Source organism: Nocardia sp. 2TAF39, assembly GCF_052114905.1.
Classification (GTDB): Bacteria; Actinomycetota; Actinomycetes; order Mycobacteriales; family Mycobacteriaceae; genus Nocardia.
The window spans coordinates 65,284-80,031 of sequence record NZ_JBFRFQ010000004.1; the positions used below are offsets into that span (position 1 = coordinate 65,284).

The following is a 14,748-nucleotide window of genomic DNA, read 5'->3' on the forward strand; positions in this document are numbered from 1 at the left end:
AGCGTACCGAGGGCGGCCACCGGCACGACGGCAGTCGGTCACCGCGCTGGCGAGTCTCGGCCAGCGCGCCGCGTACCCGACAGCGCCGTTCGATAATGGAGTCATGAGCGAGCGAACAACGAACACACCCGAGTTCTCGGTCATGGCGGAGCCGAGCGCTGGCGAGGCGCAGTCATGAGCGAGGAACCCCTGTCCGAATACCCTTACGGCACACCGACCACGTCCGGCCCCGAACCCGTTCCGTCGTATCAGAGGGTGGTGAACGGGGTCGTGCGGACGCTGCTCCGTGTCCCGGGAATCTCCGGCGTCGTCGGCAAAAGGCTGATGATCTTGCACGTTGTCGGGCGCAAGTCGGGCATCGTCTATGACGTGCCACTGGCCTACACGAAGCAGGGGGAGACACTGCTCATCGGCACGGCCCAGCACCCCTGGGTCAAGAACTTGCTCGCAGGCGCCCCGGTGCAGGCATCGTTCGGCGGGAGGCCACGCACATTCGACCCGGTGGTCCACACCGCCGAGGCCGACGTGCTGCGGCTCTTCGAGATCATCGCGCGGGACAACCGGCAGAACGCGAAGTTCAACGGCATCGGCCGTGCCGCTGACGGTTCGCCGTCGAAAGCCGACATCTATCAGACCTGGCAGCTGGGCGGCGTCGTGGTCGAGCTGACGCCGCACTGAAACCGGGTCAGTCCGCCTGGACGTAGCCGTCGGCCACGTCCAGCACCTCGTCGACGATTTCCAGGCCGGCCCGCAGCTCGTCCGCCGTCGTGGTGAGCGGCGGTGCGATCTGGAAACGGTTGCCCGCGTTGAACGGCCACAGCCCGCGTTCCTTGGCCGCCGCGGTGACCGCGGCCATCGGTTCGGCTGCCGCGCCCGCCGCGGCGAACGGGACCAGCGGCTGCCGGGTGTATGGGTCGCGCACCAGTTCCAGCGCCCAGAAGAAGCCGAGACCGCGCACCTCGCCGACGCTCGGATGCCGGGCCGCCAACTCCCGCAAACCTTTTCCGAGCACGTCGGCGCCTACCGAGCGCACATGGTCCAGGATGCCGTCCCGCTCGAACACCCCGATCGAGGCGACGCCCGCGGCGCAGGCCAGTGGATGTCCGGCGTAGGTGAGACCACCCGGGTACACCGTGTGGTCATACCGCTGGGCGATCCTTTCCGCCATGAGCACCCCGCCGAGCGGGACGTAACCGGAGTTCACGCCCTTGGCGAACGTGATCAGATCCGGCGCGACGCCGAACGCCTGCACCGCGAACCACTCGCCCACCCGACCGAACCCGACCATCACCTCGTCGGCGATGTAGACGATGCCGAATTCGTCGCATAAGGCGCGCACCCCCGCGAGATACCCTGGGGGCGGCACTAGCACACCGTTGGTGCCGACCACCGTCTCCAAGATCAGACCCGCGATGTGTTGCGGGCCCTCCAGTTCGATCACCTGCCGCAGATGGGCCAGCGCGGCGGCGGTCTCCTCCTCGGGAGTCGCGGTGCCCCAAGGCGAACGGTAGGGATACGGTCCGAAGAACCGCACCACGTCGACGTTGGTCGGCTCCGCGCCCCAACGGCGCGGTTCACCGGTCAGGCCGATCGCGACACCGGTGCCGCCGTGGTAAGAGCGGTACGCTGCAAGCATTTTCGTGCGCCCGGTGTAGCTGCGAGCCAGGCGCACAGCATGCTCGACGGCTTCCGCGCCGCCGGTGGTGAACAGGATCCGGTTCAGCTCGCCGGGCGCCCGTTCGACGATCAGGCGTGCCAGCTCGCTGCGCGCCTCGTTCCCGACAGTCGGCGAGATGGTGGTGAGTAGCTGTGCCTGCGCCACGATCGCGGCGACGAGGTCGGGATGCTGATGGCCGATGTTGACATTGACGAGCTGGGAGGAGAAGTCGAGGTAGCGTTTGCCGGCGGCGTCCCAGAAGTACGAGCCGGACGCCCCGGTGATCGGCACCGGGTTCAGCTCGGCTTGGGCGCTCCACGGATAGAAGACGTGATCTGACCCGATCATGGGGCGAATTCCCCCTTCGAAGCTGGATAGAACAGCACATCGGCACAATAGCCCGATTGCGACTCCTGCGCGGCCGGAGGCGCGGTCTCTGACAAGAACTGTCCCGCCGGTGATTCCACACAGGTTCGAAGGCCTCGGCCAGGCCGTCACGCATCCCGGAGCCACGGCACGAGACATGATCGAACTGCCGCTCGCCTCGATGCGTCGCCATCGCCCGGACGCGGCCAGGTACTCGTTGCGTCCGGGCGATACGCATGGACAGATCATGGACCGTGAGCTGACCGCCTCACGGGGCTGGGACATCAATTCGATACCGCTTGCCGTGGTATCGAAATCAGCGCATGGGTGCGGTCACGGCGATAAATCGGACCATTCCGATTGCTGAGCGTACGCAACGACTTCCAGATCACGGGTTCGCGCCACCTACATCAAGCCCACTGTCTCAGATCAGACGCAGCATACGCCGTCAACCGGCGCAAATGTGATATACATCACATTCGCCAGCAAACTCCCTGGACGGAGCGGCCAGACGAGGGCGGACCTGCTGCTTTTCGCCGCAACTCCCATCCTCGCCCTATGCATAGTTAACCGTTTGTGCGTAAACTGTGACCAAGTTGATATCAAAAGCTCAGGCTGGGAAGGTAGAGAGCACCTGTGGACACCCGGTTGCGACGACCGCACGTCTGACAAGGTGCCCGCGAGTCGGTGAGCCGAATACGGCAACCGACTCGCGATCTGAAAGCTTTCCCTCGGCATCATCGCATTCGAGGATATTGAGGCCCCCGGGGTCGGCTACATGATAGCGAGACGGAACCCGGCGGTGGACGAGCAGCGACTCATGGTGGTCGATCTCGCATTCGAGGCTATCGGCGAACCCGTACCAGCCACCGCGCCAATTCTCCGGGATCCGAACCAATGCTCGCGATAGGCGAGTCCAACCTCCGGCGTGCCGAGCGCGCCATCCAGAAGTGAAGATTCAGAGAGAAGATCACCAAGGAGCCGGCAATGCACAAGAAGGTCGAGAACGCACTACGTCAGGATTTCGAGCGGTGGGCCGAACTCGTCGACCGGGCCGCACACGGGGAGAACGAAGTCGAGCGGGAGAAACCCGCCTTGGCAGCGGCAGCGCTCAAAATGCAGTGGATCCGCGCGGCTGCCGAAGACTGGAGAGCGTTGCACGAGCAATGGTGCGAAAGAATTTACCCGACGCAATCAGGTGTGAAGTCCGAAATACCCAGTCAGATCGCCGAATCGAACTGCGTATGTGAACAATCGGGGCCACGACAAGCTCGCGCCGTCGTCTACAAGTGATGACATCTCGGGTGGGGCACGGCTCGTCAACAAGTCGCCGTGCCACATGCAACGCAAGAATCGGCGAGTATCGTACGGCCGATATACAACAGCTTCTGCAGATGCCGAGCGCGCCGATCTGGGCGGCCCCGCTCGGCTGATCCGCCAACACGGACGGGGGGCGACGAGGTCGAGATGCGGCCAGCAAGCACCGAGCCGCCGAAGCCGGACCTGAGCTGCTGAAATTGCCGAGTGAGCGTCAGGTCGGAGCCAGTTGCAGTCAGCTGAAGCACCACTCGGTCGGCCCGACATGTGATGCTGGAAATCCGCCCCACAAAACAACTCCCCGAACCCGGTCGGGCCAGTCCTTACGGATGCCTGGCAGCGGATACCGCCATCCGACGCTCGTTCAAAAATTCGGTCGAGGCGTCCGGTCGCCATGATTGCGCCCAAGGCAACACCAACGTCTTACACGGCTGCCTGAACCTCGCCGGGTAACGCCGGATCGCCGCCATGCCTGCGGGCCCCGAGCGCGTTGTCGGCCCGAGGTCGAGCCGTGCCGGGATCGAAGGTTCGCTACGAGATCGGGTGCGCCGCACGCCGATACGCGACACCGTCGAAGAAATCAACCGAATTTGATCATCGAATTCGCATGCGGGATGAAGATCAAATTGCGTAACCTCGGCAAAATTTACTGTTTGCCAATTGTTAACGGTGATTATTGACACAGTAAAAGAAGTGGATTTGCAGATTTCTTATTCATAACATTTGTGATGTATGCGCCGTAATGGCGTCGCTATCCATCTGTGAAAGGAAGCTCCGTACATGTTCTCTCGCAAGGTCTGTGCAGCCGCCGCCACCGGCTCCGCCGCCGCCCTGTTCTTCGGCCCGGTCGCGGTGGCCTCCGCCGCCAACTCCGCCGCCACCGGCTCCGCAGGTCTGGGCTCGGGTTCGGCCGACGGCGGCTCATCCTCGGGTTCGGCCGGATCTTCCTCCGGCTCCGCCATGCTCGACTCCGGCAGCTCGGCCCTCGACGGCGGCACCTCCGCCATCGTCAACATCCTCGATGCGATCACCGGCGTCAGGGACCTGTCCCAGTCCAAGCCCGCCTCCTGATTCGGTCTCGGTAGATCACCACTTCGTCCGTGTCGCCCCTCGGGGCCGGATTTCTTTTGTGCCGCTGCGCTGCGCATCGGCAAGTACGTGCTATTGCAGTAAATTTGCCAGAATCAAATCGGTCATTCGCCGCGTCGAGTTGCTACGGCAGGTGAACTCTGACGATCTCGTTTGTCCGCCAACGAGATAGCTCTCCGCGCTGTGCGTCCGACGCTTCCTTGAAAACCGAGTTTCGTGCCGTTCGAAGAACCGCCGGACGGCACGAAATTTCCGGGGAGTTCGATACGCAACCCGTCGTGGCGGGAGTACCGCGGGACGCGCGACCCGCTCAGCGGAGCCTGCCGCGCCGACCGCCTGCACGGTTGACTAGGTACGGACCCGGGTGCCATCAGGACTTGTCGGGCAGCGCGAGCGCTGCCCGGAGCCCCCTGGGCGTACCTGCCGACACCGCATTTGGCGAGCCCCAGCGCTGATCAGACCCCGGACAGGTCGGTAGCCGGACTACGCATCTGCCGATCCGGTAGACGAGTTCGCCACGTCGGGCCATGATCATCGTCGAGCGTGGCGAAGTCGGGGTTGGGCGAGGACACTGAAGGCGTAATGCCGAATTCGTCTCCAGGAGCAATGTGATGGCACCCGACAGGCCTTTCGGGATCGATCCGGAAGATTTCGAACGCGCGTTACGGGAGGTGGAGATCGAATTCCGCGACCTCCTCGGAAAGGCCGGCGAGTACATCGATCGCGCAAGCGTGAGTACACTGGTGTCGCTGCTCGGTCAGTTTGTTCAGCCGGAGCGTACGCGGCCGCCGAAGCCGGAGGGCGAGACCACCGGCGAGACCGGCAGTGGGGTGTGGGTCATCTACAGCATCGACGACGTCGGCGAGGCCCGGGTCGAGCAGGTTTTTCCGAGCGAGCTCGAGGCGTTGCGTGCGCATCGCGACAATACCGACGAACGCCGTCGCGTGCGGTTCCTGCCCTACGGCGTCCCCGCAACTGCGCTGGGCACGCCCTGACACAAGCTGCGGCCGAGGTCACTGAGCGAAGCTCCACGGCGCAGACCGAGCTCACGACCACGCTGGGCGAACTCGACGGCCACCGCCGACAGCTGGCAGAGCTGGACTACGCACTCGAAGATCGCAACCGTGACCTACGTGAGCTGATCGGCAAACGGTCGAGCATCGAATGTTACTTGGGGCGCTACGACCAGGTCACTTCGCTGGAGAAGCTGAAACAGGTGGTCGCCGACGAGTCTGCCTCGGCAACTGCTGCCGTCGGCACCGGAATCAGTCTTCGAGCCCAGCGACAGTTCTCCGCTGTCCTGGCCTGGCGATTGAAGGCTTGGCGGTTCCCCGACCCCGAGAGCATTCGCTACGACACCTCCGAACAAGACGTCGTCGCCAACGATCAACTGCGGCCGGCGCATGGTAAAGGCGCTCGCGCCATCCCCCACGCAGCGTTCACGCTCGCTCTTGCCCAGTACTGCTTCGATCGCGACCTTCCGCACCCCGGATTCGGCGCGAAGCCCGCTCCGGTGACGTCGGTCCCGTCGGACTTCAACGAGTCGAGCGCCTCGGTGACGTATTCGTCGGTGTAGGCCCCGGCATCCGGCTCGTGTTTCAGGACGATGGCACCCTGGTGATTCCTGGCTTCCTCGGCGATTCGCGCCGTCCGGTCCCAGGCGTCTTTGTCGAGCAGGCCGACACCTCCCGGCGAAAGTCAGATGAGCTCGTTCACCTCGTTGAGCTGCCACTGCTGGTGGCTGGCGCCGAGCGTATCGAACTGCTGCTGCACCAGCTTCACATCCTGCACCACCGCGGCTGACCACCTGCTCATCCGACCATCTCGGTAGCGTTCACCGGATGGGCCAGGCGCGGCAGCACCGATTCGCCGTACGCATCCAGCGTCGCGGTCTTCGCGTCGTGCTGGAGGTAGACCGCGAACTGGTGGACGCCGAGCTTCTCCAGCTCGCGCAGCCGGGCCAGCTGGTCGTCAGGTGTGCCGAGCAGGCAGAAGCGGTCCACAATGGCGTCGGGCACGAACTCCGCGTGCGTATTGCCCGCACGCCCGTGCTGGTTGTAGTCGTACCCCTGCCTGCCCGCGATGTATTCGGTGAGCGCGGCCGGGATGTCGCTGCCCGACCCGTACTTCGCGACGATGTCGGCGACGTGGTTGCCGACCATTCCGCCGAACCATCGGCACTGCTCCCGGGCGTGCGACAGCGCCGAATCCGATCCGTCGGTGATGTACGCGGGCGCCGCGACGCAGATCCGGATCGACGCCGGGTCGCGGCCCACCCGTTCAGCCGCCGCCCGCACCCGGGCTATGGTCCACGCCGTGATGTCCGGGTCGGCCAGTTGGAGGATGAACCCGTCGGCCACCTCGCCGGTCAGATCGAGGGCGCGGGGACCGTACCCGGCCACCCACACCTCCAGCCGTGAGTCGGCCGCCCAGGGGAAGCGGACGACGGTGTCGCCCACCCGCGCGCTGCGGCCGTTGCCGAGTTCCCGAATCACCTCGACCGATTCCCGCAGTGTGGCCAGCGTGGTCGGCTTGCCGCCCAGCGTCCGTACGGCCGAGTCACCGCGGCCGATACCGCACACGGTGCGGTTGCCGAACATGTCGTTCAGCGTGGCGAAGATCGACGCGGTCACCGTCCAGTCCCGAGTGGCCGGGTTGGTCACCATCGGACCGACGACGACCTTGCGGGTGGCGGCCAGGATCTGGCTGTGGATGACATAGGGCTCTTGCCAGAGCAGATGCGAGTCGAAGGTCCAGACGTGCGAGAACCCGTGCGTCTCCGCCAGTCTGGCCAGTTCGATCACCCGCGCGGCAGGGGGAGTGCATTGCAGCACCACGCCGATGTCCATGCGGCACTCTCCGTTTCGAGGATCAGAGAAGATTCTGCGACAGTTGACGTTTGACGAACCGGCCTTGCCCCGCGCTGCCGAGGTACCTGCCGTCGTCGACGATCACCCGGCCGCGGGACAGCACCGTGTCGACATGACCGTCGATCTCGAAGCCCTCGTAGGCCGAGTAGTCCATGTTCATGTGGTGGGTCTTGCCGAGTCCGATGCTGGTGTGACCGTTGGGGTCGTAGAGCACGATGTCGGCATCCGCGCCAGGGCTGATCACGCCCTTGTGCGGGTACATCCCGAACATCCGAGCCGGCGTGGTGCAGCAGACGTCGACCCAGCGTTCCAGCGAGATCCGGCCGGCCTTGACGCCCTGGAACATCAGGTCCATCCGGTGCTCGACGCCGCCGATCCCGTTGGGGATCTTGCTGAAATCGCCGAGGCCCATCTCTTTCTGGTCTTTCATACAGAACGGGCAGTGGTCGGTGCTGACGGTGGTGACGTCGCCGGTGCGCAGGTAGCGCCACAACTCGTCCTGATGTCCTTCGGCCCTGGACCGCAGCGGCGTCGAGCACACCCACTTGGCGCCCTCGAAACCCGGTGCGCCCAACTGCTCTTCGAGCGACAGGTACAGATACTGCGGGCAGGTCTCGCCGAACACGTTCTGGCCGTTGCCGCGCGCGGCGGCGATCTGCGCGAGCGCCTGCTCGGCCGAGACGTGCACGACGTACAGTGGCGCACCGGTCAGGTGGGCCAGCATGATCGCGCGGTGGGTGGCCTCCTCCTCCATCTGCCACGGCCTCGTCGTGCCGTGGAAGTACGGAGCGGTGTCCCCGCGCGCGACCGCCTGTTCGACCAGTACGTCGATAGCGATCCCGTTCTCAGCGTGCATCATGAGCAGCGCCCCGAGGTCACCGGCGGACTGCATGGCCCGGAGGATCTGGCCGTCGGTGGAGTAGAAGACACCGGGGTAGGCCATGAAGAGTTTGAAGCTGGTGACCCCTTCGGCCACCAATTCGCTCATCCCCTTCAAGGATTCGTCGTTGACCTCACCGATGATCTGATGGAAGCCGTAGTCGACCGCGCACTGTCCCGCCGCCTTCTGATGCCAGGCGCCGAGCGTGTCCTGCAGCCGCTCCCCCGGTTTCTGGACGACGAAATCGATGATCGTGGTCGTCCCGCCCCAGGCGGCGGCACGGGTACCGGTTTCGAAGGTGTCGGATGCCTCGGTGCCGCCGAAGGGCATCTGCATGTGGGTGTGGCCGTCCACGCCACCGGGGATCACGTATTTGCCGGTCGCGTCGATCACGATCTCGGCCGATTCCGTGAGGTCCGCGCCGAGCGCGGTGGCGCCGGGTTGCAGGACGGCGACGATGGTCTCGCCGTCGACCAGTACGTCGAGCGGTTGCGATCCGGTGGCCGAGACCACCGTGCCGCCGTGGATGAAGGTGCGCGTCATGTCGGTCTCCCCTGTCTCAGGGGGCCACTAGCGGCCCATAGGCGTCGGGGCGGCGGTCGCGGTAGAAGGCCCAGCGATCGCGCACCACCTTGATCAGGTCCATGTTCAGGTCCCGGATCACCAACTCGGGGTCGGTGTCGGAGGCGACGTCGCCGACGAACTTGCCCTCCGGGTCGACGAAGTAGCTGGTGCCGTAGAAGTCGTCGTCGCCGTACTCCTCGACACCGACGCGGTTGATGGCGCCGATGAAGTACTCGTTGGCGACCGCGGACGCGGGCTGTTCCAGCTTCCAGAGGTAGCCGGACAAGCCACGCGAGGTGGCGGAGGGGTTGAACACGATCTCGGCGCCCGCCAGGCCCAGCGCGCGCCACCCCTCCGGGAAATGCCGGTCGTAGCAGATATAGACGCCGACCTTGCCGACCGCCGTGTCGAACACCGGCCAGCCCAGGTTGCCCGGCCGGAAGTAGAACTTCTCCCAGAATCCGTTGACGTGCGGGATATGGTGCTTGCGGTACTTGCCGAGGTAGCTGCCATCGGCGTCGATCACCGCCGCCGTGTTGTACAGCAGACCGGGCTGCTCTTGCTCGTACACCGGTAGGACCATCACCAGGCCCAATTCCCGTGCCAGCGCGGCGAAGCGCTCCGTCGTCGGCCCCGGCACCGATTCGGCGTAGTAGTAGAACTTCGCGTCCTGCAGCTGACAGAAGTACGGGCCGTAGAACAGCTCCTGGAAGCAGACCACCTGTGCACCCTGCGCGGCGGCCTGACGTGCGTAGTCCTCGTGCGCTTTGATCATGGACTCTTTGTCGCCGGTCCAGTTCGTCTGGACAAGCGCCGCTCGAACGATTCCCATGCTTTGTTATACTCCACCGAAAACTGATTCGGTTGTGTTACAACGCTGCGGAAACAGTTTCGTAGCCGTAAACGCGGCCATGATCTCCCTCGCCGCCGCGGGCATCAAAGCGGCACCCGGTGGTCCCTTCGCGGTCGGCGATCATCCGAGCGCCGACCACCTGCGCCTCACCATCGCCGCCGTCACCGATGCCGATATCGACCGGCTCGCGACCGAACTCGCGGCCGCCGCGACCTACCGCCGCATGCGCCGGGCCTGAAAACACGTCCGTACCGTACCGCGCGGCAGGGAAATCGGGCCGTACGGCCACGCCAGGCGAAGCGAGATGGAATGATTCGCGTCGCATCGTCCGGTGCGCAACCCAAATGAAGGAGATTTCCAGCGTGAGCAGCGAAGTGCAGGCGCGGCAACTCGGCGGCGGTCGGCGCGGAGGACGATTCGACGTACCGTGGCGGACGCTGCGAATTCTCGGTGTCCTTGCCGTCGGCGCAACGCTGGCGGTATCGGTTGCGGGCGGTGTCTCAGCAAATCCGGGAACCGCGCGGGAGAAGGCGCCCGCCGGCTGCAATGCGCCGGCCGCCGGTCAACCGAATGGCAAGCAGTGGACCGTCGAGCCCGCCGTGACGATCGACGCCAACGCCGGATACACGGCGACATTGGCGACCACCTGCGGCACCGTGACGATCGCGCTGGACGCTGCCCGCGCGCCGCACACGGTCAACTCGTTCGTGTTCCTCGCCAATGAGCAGTACTACGACCACACGAAGTGCCACCGGATCACCACCGAGGGCATCTACGTGCTCCAGTGCGGGGATCCGACAGCGACAGGCACCGGCGGCCCCGGCTACAGCTTCCCCGACGAGAACCTGTCCGGCGCCACCTATCCGGCGGGAACGGTCGCGATGGCGAACGCGGGACCGAACACCAACGGCAGCCAGTTCTTCCTCGTCTACCAGGACAACCAGCTCCCGCCGAACTACACCCCGTTCGGTCGGGTCACCGCAGGCTTGGACGTGCTCGCGTCCATCGCCGCGGCGGGCGTCAAAGACGGCTCGGGCGACGGCGCGCCAGCCGTGGACGTCGTGCTCGATTCAGTGACCGCCGTACGCAATTGAGTCCACAACACACCGGGTGGCGGCGCCGATTCGGCGCCGCCACCGCTAGTTGTCGACGGCCCGTGAGTCAGGACACCCCGGCCCTGCGCCGCGACACCAGCGCGAGGACCGGCTCGACGACGCGGCTGGCGACCGGGCCGAGGATCGCCATCAGCAGCACGTAGGTGGTGGCCAGTGCGGCGAACTCGGCGGGGACCGCGCCCGCGGAAACCGCCAGTCCCGCGATGACGATCGAGAACTCGCCGTGGGCGACCAGTGCGGTGCCTGCTCGCGCCCGGCCGTAGCGGCCCGCACCGGCCCGCGTGGCCGCCCACCATCCGGTCGCGACCTTGCTCGCCGTCGTGACGACCGCGAGCAGGCAAGCCCAGCCGAGCACCGGCGGGATGCTCGCCGGATCGGTGCTCAGACCGAACAGGACGAAGAACAGCGCGGCGAACAGGTCGCGCAGCGGCTCCAGGATCTTGGTGGCGTTGTGCGCGGTCGAGTCCGAGATGGCGATGCCGAGCAGGAAGGCGCCCACCGCAGCGGACACCTGCACCGCGGAGGCGACCCCTGCGACCAGCAGTGCGGAGCCGAGCAACTTCAGCAGGAAGATCTCCCGGTCCTCGCTGTCGACGATCGCGGAGACGTAGCGGCCGTAGCGCAGCGCGACGATGAGCACGACCGTGACCGCCACCAGCGCGATGGCCAGCGTCTTCAGTCCGGCGAGGAAGCCGACGCCGGCCAGCACGGCCGTGAGCACGGGCAGATAGCCGGCCATCACCAGGTCTTCGAAAACCAGGATGGACAGGACCACCGGTGTTTCACGGTTGCCGAGCCTGCCCAGGTCGTTGAGCACTTTCGCCACGATGCCCGAGGACGAGATATAGGTGACTCCGGCCATCGCGATGGCACCGGTGAGGCCCCAGCCGAGCGCGAAGGCGACCAGCACGCCGGGGGTGGCATTGAGCACGATGTCGACGACGCCCGCGGCCCACGATCGGCGCAGCCCGGTCACCAGTTCCGGCGCGCTGTATTCCAGGCCGAGCAGCAACAGCAGAAGGACGACGCCGATTTCGCTGGCCAGGTGGATGAAGTCGTCCACCTGCCGCAACTCGACCAGGCCGCCTGTGCCGAACACCAGTCCGCCGACCAGGTACAGCGGGATCGGCGACATGCCGATGCGTGCGGCGATCCGGCCGAGCAGGCCGAGGCCGAAAAATACCGCGCCCAGCTGGATCAGCGCGAGCGCGGTCTCCTGAGCAACCATCCCCGCTCAGCCGTCCAGCAGGATCTTGGCGGCGGCCTCCAGGCCCTCCGCGGTGCCGACAACGACAAGGACGTCACCGGCGGTGAACGTGAAATCCGGGCCTGGCGAAGGGATCGGCTGCCCGCCGCGCACCACCGCGACGATGGATGCCTTTGTCCGCGTTCGTATCTGGGTCTCCCCCAGCATCCGCCCGTCGTAGCGGGACCGGTCGGGGATGGAGAGCTGGCGGGTGGTCAGCCCGGTGAATCGGCGGTGTTCTTCGCGCAGCTGCTCGACCAGCTGCGGGGCGCCGAGCAGGTTGGCCAGCACGGCCGCCTCATTGCCCGACAGCGGTATCTGCTCGGTTTCGTCGGGGTGGTCGGCCCTGCTCACGATCAGATCCATGGTGCCATCGCGATGATCGATCACCCCAATCCGGCGCCGGGTATTGGTCAGCGGAAAGTCCTTGCGTACACCGATACCGGGCAGGGGTGTCACCTCAACGTTCACGACTTCAGCCTAGCCACCGAGCGGTACACCCCCACAGACGGGTGCCCGAATTGTCCGTATCACTTCGATATTTCCGCACGACACTCCGGCCGTGCAGGTTGGACCATAGCTTCTCGCGCCCGTGGTAAGAGAATGACGTGTCCCGTACATCAGCCCGTCGCTTCGCCGGCACCTTCGACCGTCGATTCGGCGACGCCATGCGAGTCCGGTGACGGTCGCCCGAGTGGTGAGCCGGTTGCGACGGTCGGGCACGATAATTGCCGCCGCGGCGGCGCCGCGCGCCGCCGCCGACAGTTACCGGCATGATCTGGACGGACTGCGTGGTGTGGCGATCGCGCTGGTCGTGGTGTTCCACATCTGGTTCGGCCGCGTCTCGGGCGGGGTGGACGTCTTCCTGGTCCTGTCCGGCTTCTTCTTCACCAGCTCGCTGCTGCGGGACGCGGAGTCCACCGGCGCGATTCGCATCGGTCACACCGCGCGCAGGCTCGCCCGTCGGCTGCTTCCTGCCCTGGTGACTGTGCTGACCGCGGTGCTCGCGGCGACGGTGCTGCTGCACCCCTTCACGCAGTGGACCGAGATGGCCGCGCAGACGCTGGCGTCGCTGCTGTACTACCAGAACTGGCATCTGGCGCTGTCCTGGTCGGACTACCTGGCCGCCGACCCTTCGGTGAGCCCGCTGCAACATCTCTGGTCGATGGCGGTGCAGGGACAGTTCTACCTGGTAGCCCTGCTCGGTGTGGCGTCGGCGGTGCGACTGTGCAGGCGTCTCGCGGGCCCTGCCACGCTGCGGCCCGGCCTGGCGATCCTCCTCGCGGCGATCGCGATGACCTCGTTCCGCTACGCCGCGCACGGCACCTCTGTGCATCAGGGCTGGAACTACTACGACAGCTTCGCGCGCGCCTGGGAGCTGCTGGCCGGTGCACTGCTCGCGGTCGTGGTGCCATGGCTGTCCGCGCCGCGTCTCGCGCGGGTGGCGCTGGCGGTGCTGGGCGCCGCCGCGGTGGTCACGTGCGGGTGGCTGATCGATGGCGCGGACGGGTTCCCCGGGCCGGCGGCGTTGGTGCCGGTGGGCGGTGCCCTGGCACTGATCGCGGCGGGCAGCAATCTGCCCGCCGCCGCGCATCCGCTGCCCAACCGGCTGCTGAGCACATCCGCCGCGGTGCGCCTGGGTGGACTGGCTTACGCGCTATACCTGTGGCACTGGCCGATCCTCATCTTCGTCCTCGCGGAGACCAGGTCCGCCACGGCGGGATTCGTCCGCGGGCTCGGCGTGCTCGCGGGGTCGCTGATGCTGGCCTACCTGACCAACAGGTTCATCGAGGAGCCGCTGCGGATCCGGCGGTCCGCAGCGTCCGCCCAGGAGACGCCCGCCCGCCGTCGCCGCACCGGCCAGGTGGTCTCGGTGCTCGGGATCGCCGTACTCGCGGTATCGGTGGGCGAGCAGGTGGTCACGCGGGCGAACCCGCCGCAGCCGGTGGCCTTCCTCGACCCGGTGCACTATCCGGGAGCGGAGGCGCTGGTCGGTGGCGCAAGCACGCCCCGGGCACGGCTGCGTCCGACTGTGTACGAGGCGCCCGCCGATCACGCGTATCCATCGCAGGACGGCTGCATCGCGGACTGGGACACCCGCGACGTCATCACCTGCGCCTACGGGAACACGGATGCGCAGCGCACTGTGGCGGTGGTGGGCAGCTCGCATGCCGAACACTGGGTTCCCGCCCTCGACGTGCTGGCGCGCGAGCACAACTTTCGCGTCGATGTCTATCTGAAGATGGGCTGCCCGCTGACCGTGGCGGCGGAGCCGATGTACAAGGGCGAGGCCATTCCGGACTGCCGAGACTGGTCCGCCGAGGTGATCGACCGCCTCGGTGCCCACCGTCCGGAGTGGGTGTTCACCACCGCGACCCGCCCCCGTGACAAGCTCGGCGATGAGACACCCGCCGACTACGTGGACGTGTGGTCGCACCTGGCTGAGCGGGGGCTCAATGTGTTGGCCATCCGCGACACCCCGTGGCTGCGCCGCGACGGGGTCCGCTATCGGGCGATCGACTGCCTCGCCCAGAGCGGCGACCGGATCAGCTGCGGCATGCCGCGCACGGCCGCGCTGGACGAGGTCAATCCGGCGCTGGAGTTCGCCGCCTCGTTCGCCAACGTGTTCCCCTTGGACCTGAGCGACGCGGTGTGTGAGCGGGACGTGTGCGCGGTCACCGAGGGCAACATCCTGATCTACCACGACGAGCACCACCTCACCGCCAGCTACTCGCGGTCGCTGGCACCGGAACTGGGCAGGCAGCTGTCGCCGATTCTGGGCTGGTGGTGA

General features: G+C 66.3%; 15 protein-coding genes. 9 read left to right on the plus strand and 6 right to left on the minus strand.

The window, feature by feature from the left end; genetic code table 11:
* Positions 1-174 precede the first annotated feature (174 nt).
* Positions 175-678 (plus strand): hypothetical protein, encoded by a 504-nt coding sequence (locus AB4Z47_RS03900; protein ID WP_441947865.1) that lies wholly within the window; start codon positions 175-177, stop codon positions 676-678.
* A 7-nt stretch (positions 679-685) separates the two neighbouring features.
* Here the strand turns inward: AB4Z47_RS03900 and AB4Z47_RS03905 are convergent, their stop codons facing one another.
* Positions 686-2,005 (minus strand): aspartate aminotransferase family protein, encoded by a 1,320-nt coding sequence (locus tag AB4Z47_RS03905; RefSeq protein WP_441947866.1) that lies wholly within the window; start codon positions 2,003-2,005, stop codon positions 686-688.
* Between the two features lie 175 nt (positions 2,006-2,180).
* On the opposite strand from AB4Z47_RS03905, the gene AB4Z47_RS03910 reads away from it, so the two are divergent.
* The 5 genes from AB4Z47_RS03910 (at position 2,181) to AB4Z47_RS03930 (ending at position 6,005) form a co-directional block, all read left to right on the plus strand.
* Positions 2,181-2,390: a hypothetical protein gene (locus tag AB4Z47_RS03910; RefSeq protein ID WP_441947868.1), complete on the plus strand. Its 210-nt coding sequence runs from the start codon at positions 2,181-2,183 to the stop codon at positions 2,388-2,390.
* A gap of 620 nt (positions 2,391-3,010) precedes the next feature.
* Positions 3,011-3,316: a hypothetical protein gene (locus AB4Z47_RS03915; protein WP_441947870.1), complete on the plus strand. Its 306-nt coding sequence runs from the start codon at positions 3,011-3,013 to the stop codon at positions 3,314-3,316.
* Positions 3,317-4,120: 804 nt separating this feature from the next.
* Positions 4,121-4,411, plus strand: a complete 291-nt coding sequence (locus AB4Z47_RS03920) for a hypothetical protein (protein ID WP_441947872.1) — start codon at positions 4,121-4,123, stop codon at positions 4,409-4,411.
* Between the two features lie 629 nt (positions 4,412-5,040).
* A complete protein-coding gene (locus tag AB4Z47_RS03925; protein WP_441947874.1) occupies positions 5,041-5,424 on the plus strand; it encodes a hypothetical protein in 384 nt (127 codons plus the stop codon).
* A gap of 176 nt (positions 5,425-5,600) precedes the next feature.
* A complete protein-coding gene (locus tag AB4Z47_RS03930) occupies positions 5,601-6,005 on the plus strand; it encodes a hypothetical protein (protein ID WP_441947876.1) in 405 nt (134 codons plus the stop codon).
* A 235-nt stretch (positions 6,006-6,240) separates the two neighbouring features.
* Here the strand turns inward: AB4Z47_RS03930 and AB4Z47_RS03935 are convergent, their stop codons facing one another.
* From AB4Z47_RS03935 to AB4Z47_RS03945, 3 genes are read right to left on the minus strand one after another with little or no spacing between them, the layout of a single operon-like run.
* Positions 6,241-7,278, minus strand: coding sequence for a TIGR03842 family LLM class F420-dependent oxidoreductase (locus tag AB4Z47_RS03935; RefSeq protein ID WP_441947877.1), 1,038 nt, complete (start codon positions 7,276-7,278; stop codon positions 6,241-6,243).
* A 22-nt stretch (positions 7,279-7,300) separates the two neighbouring features.
* On the minus strand, positions 7,301-8,722 hold the full coding sequence (gene hydA, locus AB4Z47_RS03940) for a dihydropyrimidinase (protein ID WP_441947878.1): 1,422 nt from the start codon (positions 8,720-8,722) through the stop codon (positions 7,301-7,303).
* 16 nt (positions 8,723-8,738) lie between these two features.
* The gene (locus AB4Z47_RS03945; RefSeq protein ID WP_441947880.1) at positions 8,739-9,575 is read right to left on the minus strand and encodes a nitrilase-related carbon-nitrogen hydrolase; all 837 of its coding nucleotides are present in this window, start codon (positions 9,573-9,575) and stop codon (positions 8,739-8,741) included.
* 79 nt (positions 9,576-9,654) lie between these two features.
* Here AB4Z47_RS03945 and AB4Z47_RS03950 point away from each other — a divergent pair, with 79 nt between their 5' ends.
* Together AB4Z47_RS03950 and AB4Z47_RS03955 are read left to right on the plus strand one after the other, a co-directional pair.
* On the plus strand, positions 9,655-9,834 hold the full coding sequence (locus AB4Z47_RS03950) for a hypothetical protein (protein WP_441947881.1): 180 nt from the start codon (positions 9,655-9,657) through the stop codon (positions 9,832-9,834).
* A 124-nt stretch (positions 9,835-9,958) separates the two neighbouring features.
* Positions 9,959-10,690 (plus strand): peptidylprolyl isomerase, encoded by a 732-nt coding sequence (locus AB4Z47_RS03955; protein ID WP_441947883.1) that lies wholly within the window; start codon positions 9,959-9,961, stop codon positions 10,688-10,690.
* 67 nt (positions 10,691-10,757) lie between these two features.
* Here the strand turns inward: AB4Z47_RS03955 and AB4Z47_RS03960 are convergent, their stop codons facing one another.
* Complete coding sequence (locus tag AB4Z47_RS03960) at positions 10,758-11,939, minus strand: cation:proton antiporter (RefSeq protein WP_441947885.1); 1,182 nt, start codon at positions 11,937-11,939, stop codon at positions 10,758-10,760.
* A 6-nt stretch (positions 11,940-11,945) separates the two neighbouring features.
* Positions 11,946-12,428: a cation:proton antiporter regulatory subunit gene (locus AB4Z47_RS03965; RefSeq protein WP_441947886.1), complete on the minus strand. Its 483-nt coding sequence runs from the start codon at positions 12,426-12,428 to the stop codon at positions 11,946-11,948.
* Between the two features lie 208 nt (positions 12,429-12,636).
* On the opposite strand from AB4Z47_RS03965, the gene AB4Z47_RS03970 reads away from it, so the two are divergent.
* Complete coding sequence (locus tag AB4Z47_RS03970; protein ID WP_441947888.1) at positions 12,637-14,748, plus strand: acyltransferase family protein; 2,112 nt, start codon at positions 12,637-12,639, stop codon at positions 14,746-14,748.

What these genes read in the sequence shown, in the direction of transcription:
- AB4Z47_RS03900 (WP_441947865.1), top strand. Translation starts at nt 175, where the DNA reads ATGAGCGAGGAACCCCTGTCCGAATACCCTTACGGCACACCGACCACG.
- AB4Z47_RS03905 (WP_441947866.1), bottom strand. Translation starts at nt 2,005, where the DNA reads ATGATCGGGTCAGATCACGTCTTCTATCCGTGGAGCGCCCAAGCCGAG.
- AB4Z47_RS03910 (WP_441947868.1), top strand. Translation starts at nt 2,181, where the DNA reads ATGATCGAACTGCCGCTCGCCTCGATGCGTCGCCATCGCCCGGACGCG.
- AB4Z47_RS03915 (WP_441947870.1), top strand. Translation starts at nt 3,011, where the DNA reads ATGCACAAGAAGGTCGAGAACGCACTACGTCAGGATTTCGAGCGGTGG.
- AB4Z47_RS03920 (WP_441947872.1), top strand. Translation starts at nt 4,121, where the DNA reads ATGTTCTCTCGCAAGGTCTGTGCAGCCGCCGCCACCGGCTCCGCCGCC.
- AB4Z47_RS03925 (WP_441947874.1), top strand. Translation starts at nt 5,041, where the DNA reads ATGGCACCCGACAGGCCTTTCGGGATCGATCCGGAAGATTTCGAACGC.
- AB4Z47_RS03935 (WP_441947877.1), bottom strand. Translation starts at nt 7,278, where the DNA reads ATGGACATCGGCGTGGTGCTGCAATGCACTCCCCCTGCCGCGCGGGTG.
- hydA (WP_441947878.1), bottom strand. Translation starts at nt 8,722, where the DNA reads ATGACGCGCACCTTCATCCACGGCGGCACGGTGGTCTCGGCCACCGGA.
- AB4Z47_RS03945 (WP_441947880.1), bottom strand. Translation starts at nt 9,575, where the DNA reads ATGGGAATCGTTCGAGCGGCGCTTGTCCAGACGAACTGGACCGGCGAC.
- AB4Z47_RS03950 (WP_441947881.1), top strand. Translation starts at nt 9,655, where the DNA reads ATGATCTCCCTCGCCGCCGCGGGCATCAAAGCGGCACCCGGTGGTCCC.
- AB4Z47_RS03960 (WP_441947885.1), bottom strand. Translation starts at nt 11,939, where the DNA reads ATGGTTGCTCAGGAGACCGCGCTCGCGCTGATCCAGCTGGGCGCGGTA.